Origin of the sequence: Mucilaginibacter sabulilitoris, from assembly GCF_034262375.1 — a bacterium.
In the GTDB taxonomy this organism is placed as follows: Bacteria; Bacteroidota; Bacteroidia; order Sphingobacteriales; family Sphingobacteriaceae; genus Mucilaginibacter; species Mucilaginibacter sabulilitoris.
On the sequence record NZ_CP139558.1, the window covers coordinates 5,592,717 to 5,608,494 of the forward strand.

The following is a 15,778-nucleotide window of genomic DNA, read 5'->3' on the forward strand; positions in this document are numbered from 1 at the left end:
TATTGATTTTATTTCTGTTTTAATATTCCCAAAGGCTTAAAAAACACCCATACTTCGCCGGGTTTTGTTCCAGGCAAACCTTCCTGATATTTTGCCATCAGTTTGTTCCATTCATCTACCCGTGGATTGTTCTTTGTTGTTAATGGATTGAGTTTATCAAGGCTTTCACCTTTGGGTATGCTGATCACCAGCATTAACTGCCTGCCGTTTTTAAATACCAGTAACTGCTGAAAATTCGCATTGCAGAACCCTTTGGATACCTCGGGCCATTGCTGAAATTGAGTAGCGTGATAGTTCAGGTATTCCTGTTGTAGTTTGGGATCATTTACCAGGTTGGCGCTTAATACTATGTTTTCCCATTTTGTTGAACTGATGGTATCCGCACACATCTTTCGGTTGAAATTGTAAAATGGGTTATCGAAATATTTAACCGTGTCCTGTGGGTATTCTGATTTTATTCTACTGACAAGTTCATCGGGATTAGGTATAGCAACATATACAGCAATGCGGTTTTTCCACTGAGTGATATCATCTGTATCAAGTGCAAAACCTTTAGCCAGGTTATTAAGTGCATGTGAATGGAATACGGAATCTTTAGGGCCTATGATCTCCACAATAACAGGTCTTTTTACTTGCTCGGATTTCGCTGATGAAGTGCTGTTTGATTTTGCGGCAGGTTGTTTACAGCCCGAAAAGCACCCGAAACCAATTGCAATACATATTAATACCATTTTAAATATCTTTTTGCTCAATCTCATTTTGATGTATCTATTTTATGATTGATGGGGCGATTATCCGGATTAACCGATCTATACTTTAGCAGATACTGGTAAGGAGCTTCCAATCCGGCAGTATTCTTAATATTGGCAGCCACCTGTGGACCATTATTTTCCCATACATCACCAGGCCCGTTGGCATTCTGTAGGAATTTCTCGGCTGGGCACCAGTTGTTTTTAACGGTGATATAAGATGAGCCTTCGTCGCAATAGAGATAAAACCAGTGTACCGGATCGTGGGCGTACGGAGCTTTATAAATGCTATCTACAACATTATTGCTGATAACAGAACCGGGCTGTGCTGATAACGTATAGATACCCGCCACATCATACATGTTGCGGGCATAATGATGTATTTTATTGGCAGTGATATGATTATCACTCATTATGTTGGCAGTCTTTGTCCACCCCCAACCAACGCTGATACCGGTATAGTTTACATCACAAACCTCATTGTGCGCAATGGTAATGCCTTTTACGTAGCCAGCGCCAATACCTACGCACCCCCAATCCTCGTTGGTGGCATCGGTTATCAGGTTATTTTCTATCCTATCATTGGTGCACACTTCCCTTTTATCCGTTGGGTTATATGGTAAATGAACCTCCACTGCCTCATCTGAATAAACACCTGTAAGTATGGCTGTACCGCCGATATCCTTAAACAGGTTGCCATTTACTTGATTATCGTGCGTGCCACGCTTATGATCCAACCCTGTTGAGGCCATATGCTCAAACCGGCATCCCTCAAATGTGGTGTGTTCTGCGAAGGATACTTCAACAGCAGCCGCAGGCCGACCAACCCAGGCCTGGTTTTCCAGTCCCTTTTTATCGGGCGTGCCCGGTATTTTGAGTTTGTAAGCATCCAGCATATACATGCCTGCCTGATGGGGTACCAAACCAGCCTTTGAGGGATATAGCCAGGTGCTATGTTGAAATGAAATATTTTTAAAACTAACATAACTTACCGGGTGATCTATAGTACCTTCTACCTTTACAATATTTTCAAGATAAGGAACTGTTACCTCGGCTGTATTCATGTCCTCGCCGGGGCGCGGGATATAATAAACTTTGCGATGCTCTGTATCTAAATACCATTCACCGGGCTGGTTTAGAAACTGCATGGCATTGTTTAAATAAAAAGCAGAATTACCGGTTTTTTTGGAGATCCACGGCGCAGGCCAGGGATGTTCTGACTGGATACGGCTTTCGGGTTGATAAAAGGATAGCTTTGCACTATCTCCCTGTACTTCAACTGATTTAATGCGCAGCATAGCTATAGCCCACCATTGGTGAATAAACATTTCCATGCCTTTTACATGGGTTAGGTCTGATGATTTTGGTTTTAGTATCCAGCAGGTTTGGTTTTGATGATCCCAGGATAAAATGCGGTTCATAACCGGTGCATCCGTTTCCCTTGCGCGAATGGCTTTGTTATTGTTAATCCAAAGCTGTCTGAATAATAAAGCCTCATTGCCAATTAAGGGGGCATCGGCTTCCCATACTTTTCCTTTAGCTTCTTCAGGCAAGCCTAGTATATTGCTTGTTAATTTATGCCAGCCAGTTATATTAATCCCTCCACTTATTACCGACTGGCCATCTGCGGCACCTTCAATAATGGTAGGATTATCAACCGTACCGGAATCCTCCGGCCGAATGAATAGAGGTTCTGATAACTGGTAAACACCTTTTTCAATCCGGATGTGAATACCCCCTTTTACGGAAGGGTCATTCAATCTGCGTAATTCGCGGGCTTTTCTAAGGGCCATCGCGACTGTTAACAACGGTTGCTGTTGCGTACCGCTATTTTTGTCCGATCCGTTGGATGCAACCCAAATTTCAGCCGCAAAAATGCTGTTTGTTAAAAGTAAATTTAACAGCAACACAAAAATAAATATGCGGCTAAAACTCATATCAGCAAGTTATTGGTTCGAAGTTTGAAAAACTGATTTTAAATAGGCCGTGTTAGCACTATAATTCCATTTCACATTATGCACATCCTTGGTATCTCGTGAGCGCTCAATCACCAGCCAGCCGCTCCATCCCATTGTATCAAGAGTGGCTTTTACTTTTTCCATGTTAATCTTTGGGTCATTCTGCAGCCATTGGCCATCGGTATCGGTACAATGGATCATTACTATGTTTTTCTTCCCCAGTATTTGCAGCTCCTTTTCCAGATCGCGGTTATTATCAAGCGCGTTCTGGAAGTTGAAGTAACTTTTTATGGCTGGCGAACCAATATCTTTCAATAACTGCAATTCACTTTTAGCATCCAGCGAAGTCTCGATACCGATTACAACACCTGCATTTTCGGCAATTTTGCCAACTTCTTTCAAGCGGGAAACAATAGCGGGGCGCAGATTAGGGTATTTAACCAAATCTCCCTTAATACCCATTGGTAAAAAGCCCACCTTTACATTCATTTGCTTCATGGTATTAATGCAATCGGTAACTGCTCTTACCGCTGTTGGCCGTTCGGCAAACGACTGCGCAAAAAAACCGGTCATACCCATAGACGGTATTTCAAGGTTCAGTTGCTTGGCTTTATCTAAAAACTGCTTCCGAACCGAATCTTTGGCCAACTGATTATCAAAGGTTTCACGATTACCCAATCCTCCCATATCTACTTCAACACCATCGGCACCAATATCTTTGGTAAGCTGAAAAGCACCCAGCTTTTGCCTTTTCAATATCATCAAATCAACTACAGCAACTTTATACCTTTGATTTGCTCCTGAACTTTGGGCAAAGGCGTATTGCAATGGTAAACCCATTAACAAAGCCATGCCTAAAACCATTATATACTTACTTTTCATAACTTAATTTTTTGTTGCAGCTGCAAAAACCTTCTGTAACTGATCAAATCCTTTTATCGCATCAGCAGGCAATTTTTCGCCTTTATCGCCAAATACATACATGGCGGGTTCTTTTTCAATGGTTACTTTTGATTCATCAATCTTTCCACTTTTATCTTTTATAGCGTTGATGTTCAGATGGAAATTCTTAGCAACGAACTCATATAACGGGAAGCGTTTGGAAGGACCAAAATCATGTCCTTCTGTCGGGAGATGTACGTTTTCTACCGAATTACCTACACCATAATAGCCGTACATCTTTTTGAGATAAGGAAAATCATGCTCAGGCATATGAGCTGTCCAGTCCTGACCATCAGATATCAGCAATTGCGGATGTGGGGCAGCCATGGCGGCAAGCTCTACATTGTCTGTTCCACCACCGCATTGGTGTATCGGCATGCCGCTTTCGCAGGGGCAACCGCCATAAAAGTATGATGATACGGCAACAACAGGTGCACTCAGCTTGATGCGATCGTCCATAGCAGCCATCAGTACTGTATGGCTACCGCCGCCTGAGCCTCCACTGATGCCTACCCTTGACGGGTCGGTTTCTTTTAAAGAAAGCACATAATCCAATATCCGGATAGCCCCTAACGTCTGAATGGTTTGTGCCAGGCTGCGGCGATGATCCTCATACTTAAATTGCAGTAATGATTCGCCCCAGGCAAACAGGTCATAGCTGTAGGCCATAGCGCCCATACGCGCCAATGTTGCACAACGGATCTGACAATCGGCCCGGTAACGCTGTTGCGGCCAATGCCCATCTGGACTTAAAATCACGGGTATTTTTCCCTTTATTTTTGAAGGTTTATATAGTGATCCGTTGATGTATAAACCTGGCAGTATTTCTATAGCGATATTTTCAACTGTATAGCCGTCAAATATTCTTTTAGTTGTAATGATTGGTTTTGTTGCGGGTTTAGCCGGTAAGGGTGACAATTCTAATGCCTTATATAACTGTGGCCTTAATATTGCCTTTCTTGCTTCCCAGCTATCTTTATCATGATATTGCAACGCGATGCGATCAAGCTCTTTCCAGCCGTCGGCCACTGGCCAGCGGTAATATTCATACTCCTTTAATTTGTACATGCCAGGACCTTCCTTGTTTACTTTCAGATCGAGTGGCGCAAGTACATTATCCAGCGTTGTATCTACATCAGGACGAAAACGCCATTCGGCATAATTTATCCATTTGTCCTTAACTTGCGCCGGTGAGTATTTGATCTTTACGTGATATTTCTCCTGTATCTGATCCAATACATCCTTTAGCGGCTTTTTGTACTGAGCATCAGTAGTTTGCTGTGCATAAATAGTATGCATGCCCAATAAAAGACATATCAACAAAACAAATAACTTTTTTCCGGCCATAACCATTTATTTTAATACATCCACTTCACCTTTTATTACAGGCAATGTATATCCCGCCACCTTTGGCCACTCACCATTCTTTATTTCCTTCAAATCCAGTTTTGACGGATCAATAACCACGTGTTTTATCTTTTTACGGCGCCAGGTATAAACTATATGCACCATTCCATCTGATGATTGTATCACCGATGGATAAGAATACTGACTAATAGGCGAATCCTCCAGAATAGCAGCAGCATACCAGTTAACGCCATCCTTAGAAACTGATACGTTTAACGGCGTACGTGCCCCTTTTGCAGCTGTACCGGGCGGCAATACATGGTTATATACTAGCAACTGTCTACCATCCTTTAGCGTTACCGCATCTGTACCTGAGTTGTTATTAGGCAGGTTGGTTTTTTCAAGTGGCGACCATGTTTTCCCGTTATCCTTTGACCAGGATGTTAGTATTGCACGGTTCTGGCTACGGCATAACACCTGCAGGCTGCCGTCTTTATGAAACAAAATACTTGGCTGTATGGCTTTCAAATCTTTCCCGTCGTTGATCGGACCTATCAATGTCCATGTTTTTCCGAAGTCTTTACTTGCCTCAAAATGTACCTGCCAGCCGCTACCTTCAGTACTTGATGGACTTAACAATGTACCATCTTTCAGCAATACCGGTTTATTTTTAATGGGCCCTAAAATATTATCTGGCAAAGCCCTTTGAGCTGACCACGTAATGCCTCCATCGGCCGACGTTCTCATGAACCCTTTCCATTTGGCAGGACTTGGGCCTATTTTGTAAAATAATAACAGATCGCCTTTCGGAACCTGATATAGCACAGGATTCCAACAGGCGTAACGTAAAGTATCGTTCTGTATACCATTGGCTACGTTAACCCCTTCGATCCACTTACCATTAACCAACCGGCTTACCCAGATACATACGTCAGGATTACGCTCCTTTGTGCCGCCAAACCATGCAGCTACCAAACCCTTAGGCGTTTCGGCAATGGTTGATGCATGGCATTCCGGATAAGATGCTTTGTCGTAAATAAATTCATCCGTCACTATTCCTTTGCGCCATGGGGTGGTTTGTGCTAAAACATTCCCGGCCATTACGCAAGTGCTTAATACAATGAGCAAAACCTTTTTATACATAACTTTAATTTTTTAGCGTTCAAAATTTACTGTGCCGGTTTCTTTGCAGCAGCATCGGCTGCCTTTTTAGCTTTAACAGCGTTTACATAGGCCTTAAATAGTTCATGCCAGTTACGGCCGTTACTGTTCAGGTACTGCTCATTTTTAGTTTTATAGATCTCAAATATGGCCGATACCTGTTTAATGTTCTTAAAATCAATTGCCTGTTCACGGGCTTGTTTCAGGTTAGCCAGGATAGCCGCCTCTTCAGTTGCCGTCAAATCGGGCACAATAGCTTTATAGCCTGCAAGGGTAAAGGCTACTTTGCCAATGGTATATTTATCCAGTATCAACTCTACCTGCTCATCGGTTAAATCTTTACGCAAACCGGTCATGAGATTTTCATGTACCGATTTGGGAAGCGAGGAATTGATAATGATCTGGCGATCCATTGTGCTCAGCATTTTGCCGGTGGCAGGATCAATACCCGCAGGCACGGATTCATAAGAGTGGCTGTTGTTCCAATCACGCACTGCTTTCAGGTGGGTAGCTATCACTTCCTTTACCTGTGTTGCTTTTGCAGCGTCGTTAAGATTAAGCGAGCTTACCCAATCGGTAGCCTTTTTATCAATTTCGGCATCGGCTTTAGCCTGTGCCTCGGGCGATGGCGCAGGTTTCGCAGCTGCCTGATCCTGTGCTTTACTTATGTTCGACAGCATCAGTAAAGATGCTAATGCCATACCTGCTATGCTTAATTTTTTCATCGTGAATAATATTTTATAATTGGTTTAACTTTTAACTTCAAAATCATAACTGCCTGATCCAATTTCAAAAACAGCCTTTCCATTTTCCATTTTGAGGAATTTAATGGTCTTTACAAAGCTTACCTTCTGGCCACCTTCAATTATATTCCCATTAGTATTTGTAGGTAAATAAACTTGCGCCTTACTATTAGGGGGTATGATAATATGCCAGACAAAATTGCTCTTATTGCTCGTCCAGTTACTTTTTACCATACCATAAGGGGTTTGATATGAAGCGTTAACGCTATCGAGGTTTTTAATAACCGAAGGGTTCATTACGATTTCCTTAAAACCGGCATTAACCGTTTTAATTCCCGCCAGATTCTGGTAAAACCAGGCAATCAAGTCGCCAAGCAACATAATATGGTTGCGCGAGTTCATTGCGGGATTGGCCGTATCACCGTTCCACAACTCCCAGATGGTTGTAGCACCATGCTTAGCCATATAACCCCAGCTTGGGTAATCGCTGTTTGATGCTATCTGGTAAGCCATATCCGGCCTGCCATATTCTGTAAGGCCACGCATAAGCCATTGGGTGCCAATAACCCCGGTACTGATATGACCGTTCGCTTCGTTCTGCACTTTATCGACTATATTTTTAAATACTGCCTGTCGGTTTACTGAGGGAGTAATGCCGAAATAAAGGGGCAGTAAATTAGCAGTAACCGTATTATTGTCGTACTTAAAATTCTTTTTGTCGAGGTATTCTTGATTAAATGCTTTACCCACATTCAACTGCAAAGAGGCAAAAGCTTGGACATCGGCGGGTTTATGAAGCAATCTGGCAAATTTTTCCATTAGCCCTGCTAAATGATAATAATATGCTGTTGCAATGAGCTGGCCATCAGTATTACGCGCCGGATCTTTAGAGTGGATAAGCTCTGGCGATTCAGGTGGCACACACCAGTCGCCGTATTTGTCTTTTGTCACCAGGTAATCCTTCATATACTTTACCCGCATATAATCCATCCATTTTTTCATGGAAGCATAATGCTTTTCAATTGGCGCTTTATCAGCAAACTGACGGTATAGCATATCGGCTACCAAAATATAAGTACCGGGCCAGGTCATGTTATCGCTGTAGTAATTCCAATAAGCCGGGGCAACATCAGGTATCGCGCCATCTGGTTTTTGCGATTCGGCAATGTCATCAAGCCATTTAGCATAAAGGTTACCGTTAGCAAACACAAAACTTTCGCCTAATGAACCAACCGCACGGTCGCCCAGCCAGGGCATACGCTCATTACGCTGCGGGCAATCAACCGGCATCCCTTTGTAATTACTTAAGATTCCCCAGTAAGCGTTTTGATAAATCTGGTTTACAAGTTGGTTGGAGGTTTCAAAATGTCCTATGGTTGTCATGGCATCATATACTACCTGCCCTTCAAAATCAGATAATTCAGGTTTGGCGGGATAACCGCTGATTTCCACATACCTAAAACCGTGGTAAACAAATACCGGGTGCCAGGTTTCTGTTTCACCTCCTTTCAGGGTATAAACATCTGTTACCTTAGCATCACGTAAATTGGCTACGTATAATTCGCCATTAGGTTGTACGGTTTCGGCATAGCGTAATGTTACTCTATCGCCACGATTACCTTTTACCCTCATTTGCAACCAACCAGCCATGTTTTGCCCCATGTCCATTATCCAGGTACCGGGTTTTAGCTGGGTAATGCCAACAGGTTTTACAACGCTCATCACTTTGATGGGCTCATTCATCTGTGCCACTAACTTGCCACCTGGTGATTCTACCAATCCGGCGTTTAACCATTTACTATCATCAAAGCCGGCGTTGCTCCATCCAATAAATTCTTTGGTAGCATCGTATTCCTCACCATCATATTCATTGTTGGTACGAATTGGACCATCTGCGGTGAATTTCCAGCTGCCATCGCTTATAATTAACTGCTTGGCACCATTGGCATATTCCACCTCCAGCTGCAGCAGCATTTTTGGAAAACCAAATTCTTTGATCTTTTTGGGCTTGTACTTTGGGCGCATCGTAAAAAAACGGCCATTACCCAATACCGTGGCAATAGCATTCGTGCCTTGCTTAATATTTTCAGTAACGTCAAAAGTGCTGTACTTTACCGATTGTGTATAATCGGTTGGAGGTTCGGCCAGCACCTGATCGCCAATAATTTTACCATTTACGTATAGTTCGTAATGCCCCAGGCCAACAATGTAAACGGTGGCCTTTTTTATGCCCGGTTTAACATCAAACTGTTTACGGTAGTAGCGGGCCGACAAACGGGAAAACTTTGAAACACTATCCCAGGGGAAGCCATTATCATAACCTACCCAGCGGGCTTTCCAGTCAGCAGCATTAAGCAAGCCTTCCGTCCATTTAGCGGGTTCGCTCCATTTACTTTCGCCGGTGTTAGTCCATACTTTAACCTTCCAATAACAAGCCATACGACTCTGTAATGGCTTGCCTGCATAATTAACCATAATAGACTGATCAGAATTTACCTTATGAGAATCCCACAAATCGCCATGGTTGGCTGCCAGCATTGCAGGACTTGAAGCTACAAGTATCTGATAAGCCGCTTGATTGGTATTACGTGCATCGCTCAAAATCTGCCAGCTTAAACGCGGATGAATAGTGCCAATACCCAAGGGATTTTCCAGCATTTCGCATTTCAGGTTTTGCAGGCTAATATTAGCATAACAATTTAAGCAGATGCTTAAAACAGCAGTAAAAATGAGGGCGATATGTGTTAATATCCGCTTCATTATTATTTGCCCGAGAAATCAAAATACAACGTTAATGGCAACGAATCTTCAATGTTCTTGTCGTAATTAAAGTATTTATTCTTTTGTCCGCTTGCTCCCAGATATTCAGGTTTCTGCGATTTGGTTCCTATAGGTGTTATGCCATGCATAAATGATATATCGCCTGACGGAAAAGCTGGTGCTACATTGTAAACTTTTTTAGGGTTTGCAGGCGTAAATAACCGCATAAATACATCCTGGTTATTGCACACTATGGTTATCGGCTGGCTTGTAGTTTCCAGTTTCATCCAGTACAGATTAGAATAATAACCTTTAAATTCAGGATATACTACATTTCCCTCTCCGGTGATGGTGTTGTTATAAACTTTATTCCAAACGTCAAGAGACGTTCCCTTCATCCGGTTTTTCCACACACGGTATGGGCCATCGCCTAAATAGGTTACGCCTTTTACTTCTTTTTCGGGGAAAGAGAAGTTTACACCGAGCATTGTCGCTTCCTCTCCAATCGGCCAGTATCTTACATCCAGCTGAACCCATCCGGATGGATAAATGACCCACTTAAGCATAGGCTCGGTTTTTTTAGGCGGGAATTGCGCTTCAATAACCAGGTTATCCCCTTCGTACCGGTGATTCAGTTTTTGAAAGCCCGACTGGTCTTGTCCTTCTATCAATACGGGTCCGTTATTAAAAGGAATATTGCCTTTAGCGTTTTTTACTTTTACCATTATGCCGGAGTTCCGGTTAAACTCCAGTTCGAGACCATTGTTAGCCTTAACTTTAAACAGCGAATCTGTTTCTTCTATTGAGGCTTTGCTACCCCCGGTTTTGGTGATCATGCCCGCAGTAATTTTATCATGACTGCTGATAGGGAAACTCCATGTAAATATTTCGTTTTTAGAAGGATCAATGGCAGTTACATACAACACGTCAAAACTTTGCCAACCGGCAGGTAATTGCAGTTGCAGGTTACCATATTGACCAGGGATTACGTCCGGCGATGTAATAACACCTGTTTTAGAGGCAACACCCGCCTTGTGATACGGATTATCAAGCTTAACCAGTTTATAGCTAAAGCTGCACTGTTTCAGGTTGGTATAGAAATATCGGTTCTCTAATCTGATAGCTCCGTTAAATGCCGGAGTTATTTCTGTTGGCTCCACGTAAACAGGGCTCCAAACTTCCTTGATAGTATAATAACTTCCTTCCTTTTCGTGATAAGGGCCTACAATACCATCCGGACCATGGTCGAGGTCAGTATCCAGTTCGCCATTCTTATCTGTGCGCACTACAGCTTCATCAGCAAAATCCCATATAAAGCCACCTGCCGATAGTGGGGTGTGCCACATCTGATCCCAAAAATCATCCAAACCAGCACCTGCCCCACCATCGTAAAGACCGTGCAGAAACTCTGTTGGGAAAAATATATCATGCCCATGCATGGCAGTACCTGTGCCGTAATCATAATTGATATAATGCTGGGTATTTGTACCCCTGAAAATACCCCATGGATGTATCAGCGGGCGCTTCTGTATATCCAATTTATCAAATAAATGGTCAAGGTCGAAGTTAAAGCCACCTTCGTTACCGTTGTCCCAAACTACTATAGATGGATGATTTATATCTTTTTCAATAAGTTCTTTCACCAATTTAGAACCAACCTGCGTATCATAATGCTGATGCCAGCCGGTCAACTCGTCGAGCACAAATAATCCCAGTGAATCACAGGCATCCAAAAAATGATCATCAGGAGGATAATGCGACATACGCACCGCGTTCATGTTCATATCCTTCAGCATCTTTACATCCCCGATGCTTATATTTTTGTTAAGCGCCCTGCCGGTTGTTGGCCAGAAAGAATGACGATTAACCCCTTTAAACTTGATCTTTACGTTATTTACATAAATACCATCGTGCACTCGTAATTCCACCGTGCGGAAACCAAACCTTTGCTTAACGGTATGTGTTGCCTTGCCATTCTGATTAAGGGTAAATACCACATTGTATAGGTTGGGTGACTCCGGAGTCCATAATTTAGGAGAAGCGATCCGCGTGGCTATGTTAACCAATGTATCGCCGACGTTCACTTTAGCCGTAAAAGCCGCTCCTATTTTTTGACCGTTGACTGCGTATATCTGCCCTGTAACAGTACCGGCTTTAGCAGACGAAAGTTTTAAAGCAGCCTTTAAATTACCATTGGCTTTCGCATCAACCGCGTAATAGTTGATATGCGCCTGAGGCATTGCCTCCAAAAATACCGGACGAAAAATACCGCCGAAAATCCAGAAATCGCCTTTTCTTTCGGCTGCATTAACCGAAGGATTCGCAGAGTGTTTAGAAACAGTTACCTCCAGCAGATTGGTTTTGCCATAATTAAGCAAACTGCTTATATCATATTTAAAACGATAAAATGAGCCCTGGTGGATAGCCCCCGCTGATTTGCCATTTATTTTAACTTCGGTATCGGTCATGGAACCATCAAAAACTATATTTATAGCTTTTCCCTGCCATGCAGAGGGTACCGTAAATTCATATTTATACAGCCCTTGTTCCTTGCCCCTTAAACTATCTTTGGCCAATCCATAATTATATTTGCCAAAGCCTTGAAACTCCCAGTTTGATGGTACCGGGATGGTAGTCCATTTGCCGGAATTACGCCCCTGGGTGCAGAAAAACTGCCAGTTAACGGTATGATCGCTACCCGTGCCTGATAAATACATTTTTTGTGTTTCCTGGGCGCGGGCTTTTAACCCGGTTACAATAAACAGTGCACATATACATATTTTTAAGCAGGCAGATCTCATAGGTTTATTAGTTTGAGGTTAAGGTGAATTTTAAAGGATTATCTGTGCGAAATGGTACCGCCGGTAATCCGTTCTTATTATAAAAATTAGGTTGGGCCGACTCTGACCATGCAAAGCGGGAGGCCATAGGGTTACTTACAGAGGAAGCCGATACTACCACAGTATTGCCTTTTATTGTAGCTTCGGCAGGCACAAATTTGCCGTCCTGGCCGGCTATGGTAAAATCGGTAAGCGGTTTACCGTCATGGCTTACCAATCCGCTGCCTTGATAATTAAACTGCAGGATGATTTTATTGCCGCTCACCTTCATGCTTTTGTACATTGGCCCGGAAAAGACTACGTTCTTTTGCCCATAAGTGTTAGCCAAAGCCTGTAATTCCAACCGGTGACCTACCTCCCATTTAAATGGGGGGTGAATATTTTTCAAATCATCGTTCAGATCGGTAGTTACGATCATACCTGTATGTGGAATTTGCAGCGCCAATGTTTGCGCCTCGCGGAGTTCAGGCTCAGTAAATTCTGTAAAAGGCACTTCGCCTTTACTTTTAGAATAATAGAACGGCGCTATTTGCACGTAATAAAACGGCATATTTTTATTGCCCCACAGCTTGCGCCAGTTATTGATCAGCGCCTCCATTTTGTAGGTATAACTAATGGTTTCGGCCAAAAAGCAACTGGTTTCGCCCTGGTACCATAAAAATCCTTTTATGGCAAATGGCGACAAAGGCTCTATCATTTTAGCATAGAATTTACCAGGGTCATTTGAAATTTGAATATTATTGGCCTTAAAGTAAGGAATTGCATCATATGCCTCCTGTGGCGCCCAGGGCTCAATATGGCTACCACTTACAGCCGATGAAATGATACCTACGGGAACTTTTAAATCATCATTTAAATTTTTACCGAAGAAATATCCGGCTGCCGAAAATGCCCTTAAAGCCGAATCTTCTGCCACACTCCAGCCCGAATGGGTAGCATCTGGTTTTTGCAGATTTTTTTGGGTAACCAGAAATATCCTGATCTGGGGGTTATGTGCGCGTTGCAATTCATCAACGGGAGAATTAACCGTACTGGTATCGGGCTTTTTTACCTTGCTGTTCTTACGCATTTCATACTGCATATTTGACTGTCCGGAGCACAACCAAACTTCGCCAACCAAAATATTATTAAGCTTTATGGTATTGATGCCGGCGATTGTTAGCGTTGCCGGTTCAGCAGATGCAGGCATGGGGCTAAGCGTTACCATCCATTTACCTTCGGCATTAGCTACAACTGTTTTGGTTTGATTTTTAAAGTTAATGGTAACCTTTTCGCCCTTAGCAGCAGTACCCCAGATTGGTACAGGCTGATTACGCTGCAGCACCATTCCGTTACCTAATATTTTAGGCAAAACAATCTGCGCCCTGCTTTTGGTAAAATAAAACAAGCTTATGGCCATCCAGCAAAAAAAAGTTGCTCTCTTCATCCTTAATAGTTGCTTGTTTTAAATGATTTTATATAGAACACTGCCTGTTTAACAGCCTCGCCAGGTTTAGGCAAATCATAATCCTGATCTGTAGGAGTATCCGCATTGGGGAAACGCCTAACGTCGCCAGTTCTGAAAACTACGCGGTTAACGGTAAGCACAGGCGCGAAAAATAAACTGGTTAAAACATCCTTCCCGTTTACGTTTACAGTATAAAAGCGGGTATTTGTATGCAGTTTTAAAATAATGTGGTAAGATTTCCCTGCTTCGTATTTCATAATATTCTTATCGCGATAGCCCGCTTTGGTATAAAACCTGCCAGCCGAATCAAGTGTAAGCCTGATAGCGGCATCGCCCTTTTCATTCTGAAATTCTATGTCCAGCTTACCGGTATTATTTTGGCCTGGAACTATGGTAAAATCGGCCAGTAGTTTTTTTGATGCGGGTACAACCCGCTCTGCTTTAGCATAATCAAACGGGTCGCTATCCTTTAAAGTCAGACTGCGTTCTCCGTCAGGGGCTTTTTCTATCGTAACCGGAGCCCATTGCGGACTGTAGGTATTCCATTTTTCCAGCTCCTTACCTGCCGGCATATCGTTAAATACTTCATTAGCATGCGCATCGGAAACTTCAGTTACTGGTACAGGTATAGATGATACCCAAATGTCCTCTTTATTCATACTATAGGTAACCCATAGTTTGCCGTCGGGTGGCATACCGTTACCTTCTTCGATACCGCGTACATATTGAGGGCCATAAGATTTATAAGCTCCGCCGTAACGTAACGAAGTGATCTCTCCATTCACCAGTAAAAGGTTAGTATAATTCAAACCGTCCTGACTTGTAGAAATAGCCAGCGGCCACCGAAACTCTGACGGATTATAAACCGTAGCGTATTTACCGTCAGACGTACGTTGCCCCCATATTTTGGCATTACTATTTACAAAGTGCGGAGCTCTTGAAGCATTTGCCGGCCAGGTTTTACCATTGTCGGTACTGATAGCAGTGAGCGCGTTTTTCCATAAACCTACTACCCTCCCATCTGTCAGATGATAAAAGTTAAAGGCTTTATACTCTTTATGCAGCGGTATTAAAGGGTCTTTTCTGTCGGTTTCCTCAGCCCATTGCATCATCATTAATGGGTTATCCATTAGTTCATCACACGCCTGTACAAAGCCTTTATCCTTACTCTTTTTATAAAATGGATAGCTGGTATTTTTTTCAGCCCATTTAGGATTGTAATGGATAAAATAGATGGGGCCATATTTACCATCGGGCAAAACCTCACGCACTACACGACCTATACCCAAACCATCATTAGGATCATCATGGCCATCTAAACAAATACCGTAAAAACCAAGTACCAGCAAACGTTTTGATTTGGCGGTATAAAACCCCATACGCTGGTGCATTACCGAATACAGGTCCTTAGCTACGCCCGGATGTCCTTCTTTTGTAGTACCATCGGGTATTTTATACTGAGGGAATACTACGGTTGGTTTTGACCAGGTTTGACCATCTTTGGAAGTAATTACCAGGGTTTGACCCGGAGGAACACTCTCGCCAACCTTGTCACTCAGGTATTCCACATAAAAAGTATTGTTCCAGTAAGCCAGCATGGGCGCATGGTTATAGGTAAAACCAAAGCCATCTGCCAGTTCAGGATGTTCGCGATTGGCACGAAATATTTGCTGACTATGTACACCCACTACCGGGCTTAGTTGCCCGTGATGATAATCTACATTAACAACAGTATTACCGGTGTAATGCACCGTATCCTGCGCCATTGTGGTAAAAGCAGTTAAAATTAATATAGACAATATACTAAATGTTTTATTCATGTCGGCTTTGT

At 42.8% G+C, this 15,778-nt stretch carries 10 protein-coding genes; all 10 read right to left on the reverse strand.

Translation table 11 applies throughout. The features are described from left to right. Window positions 1–8 precede the first annotated feature (8 nt). Genes SNE25_RS23880 through SNE25_RS23925 form a run of 10 tightly spaced genes read right to left on the reverse strand, consistent with a single transcriptional unit; the run spans window position 9 to window position 15,767 of the window. The gene (locus tag SNE25_RS23880; RefSeq protein ID WP_321561531.1) at window positions 9–758 is read right to left on the reverse strand and encodes an L-rhamnose mutarotase; all 750 of its coding nucleotides are present in this window, start codon (window positions 756–758) and stop codon (window positions 9–11) included. Next, window positions 755–2,686: a right-handed parallel beta-helix repeat-containing protein gene (locus tag SNE25_RS23885; protein WP_321561532.1), complete on the reverse strand. Its 1,932-nt coding sequence runs from the start codon at window positions 2,684–2,686 to the stop codon at window positions 755–757. Before SNE25_RS23885 ends, SNE25_RS23880 begins: the two co-directional genes overlap by 4 nt. A 9-nt stretch (window positions 2,687–2,695) precedes the next feature. Then, complete coding sequence (locus tag SNE25_RS23890) at window positions 2,696–3,589, reverse strand: sugar phosphate isomerase/epimerase family protein (protein ID WP_321561533.1); 894 nt, start codon at window positions 3,587–3,589, stop codon at window positions 2,696–2,698. Between the two features lie 3 nt (window positions 3,590–3,592). Further along, a complete protein-coding gene (locus tag SNE25_RS23895; protein ID WP_321561534.1) occupies window positions 3,593–4,996 on the reverse strand; it encodes an acetylxylan esterase in 1,404 nt (467 codons plus the stop codon). 6 nt (window positions 4,997–5,002) lie between these two features. After that, window positions 5,003–6,139 carry a sialidase family protein gene (locus SNE25_RS23900; protein ID WP_321561535.1) on the reverse strand — a complete coding sequence of 379 codons (1,137 nt, stop codon included), beginning with the start codon at window positions 6,137–6,139 and terminating at the stop codon, window positions 5,003–5,005. A gap of 26 nt (window positions 6,140–6,165) precedes the next feature. Continuing rightward, window positions 6,166–6,882: a DUF3826 domain-containing protein gene (locus SNE25_RS23905; protein WP_321561536.1), complete on the reverse strand. Its 717-nt coding sequence runs from the start codon at window positions 6,880–6,882 to the stop codon at window positions 6,166–6,168. Between the two features lie 24 nt (window positions 6,883–6,906). After that, window positions 6,907–9,660: an alpha-L-rhamnosidase gene (locus SNE25_RS23910; protein WP_321561537.1), complete on the reverse strand. Its 2,754-nt coding sequence runs from the start codon at window positions 9,658–9,660 to the stop codon at window positions 6,907–6,909. A 2-nt stretch (window positions 9,661–9,662) separates the two neighbouring features. Beyond that, window positions 9,663–12,461 (reverse strand): glycoside hydrolase family 2 protein, encoded by a 2,799-nt coding sequence (locus tag SNE25_RS23915; RefSeq protein WP_321561538.1) that lies wholly within the window; start codon window positions 12,459–12,461, stop codon window positions 9,663–9,665. 7 nt (window positions 12,462–12,468) lie between these two features. Continuing rightward, window positions 12,469–13,926, reverse strand: a complete 1,458-nt coding sequence (locus SNE25_RS23920) for a sialate O-acetylesterase (RefSeq protein WP_321561539.1) — start codon at window positions 13,924–13,926, stop codon at window positions 12,469–12,471. Window positions 13,927–13,928: 2 nt separating this feature from the next. Next, on the reverse strand, window positions 13,929–15,767 hold the full coding sequence (locus SNE25_RS23925) for a sialidase family protein (protein WP_321561540.1): 1,839 nt from the start codon (window positions 15,765–15,767) through the stop codon (window positions 13,929–13,931). Between the last annotated feature and the right edge of the window lie 11 nt (window positions 15,768–15,778).

Bases quoted from the DNA above. Each gene is read 5' to 3' on its own strand.
- SNE25_RS23880 (WP_321561531.1), bottom strand. From the start codon at position 758: ATGAGATTGAGCAAAAAGATATTTAAAATGGTATTAATATGTATTGCA.
- SNE25_RS23885 (WP_321561532.1), bottom strand. From the start codon at position 2,686: ATGAGTTTTAGCCGCATATTTATTTTTGTGTTGCTGTTAAATTTACTT.
- SNE25_RS23890 (WP_321561533.1), bottom strand. From the start codon at position 3,589: ATGAAAAGTAAGTATATAATGGTTTTAGGCATGGCTTTGTTAATGGGT.
- SNE25_RS23895 (WP_321561534.1), bottom strand. From the start codon at position 4,996: ATGGCCGGAAAAAAGTTATTTGTTTTGTTGATATGTCTTTTATTGGGC.
- SNE25_RS23900 (WP_321561535.1), bottom strand. From the start codon at position 6,139: ATGTATAAAAAGGTTTTGCTCATTGTATTAAGCACTTGCGTAATGGCC.
- SNE25_RS23905 (WP_321561536.1), bottom strand. From the start codon at position 6,882: ATGAAAAAATTAAGCATAGCAGGTATGGCATTAGCATCTTTACTGATG.
- SNE25_RS23910 (WP_321561537.1), bottom strand. From the start codon at position 9,660: ATGAAGCGGATATTAACACATATCGCCCTCATTTTTACTGCTGTTTTA.
- SNE25_RS23915 (WP_321561538.1), bottom strand. From the start codon at position 12,461: ATGAGATCTGCCTGCTTAAAAATATGTATATGTGCACTGTTTATTGTA.
- SNE25_RS23920 (WP_321561539.1), bottom strand. From the start codon at position 13,926: ATGAAGAGAGCAACTTTTTTTTGCTGGATGGCCATAAGCTTGTTTTAT.
- SNE25_RS23925 (WP_321561540.1), bottom strand. From the start codon at position 15,767: ATGAATAAAACATTTAGTATATTGTCTATATTAATTTTAACTGCTTTT.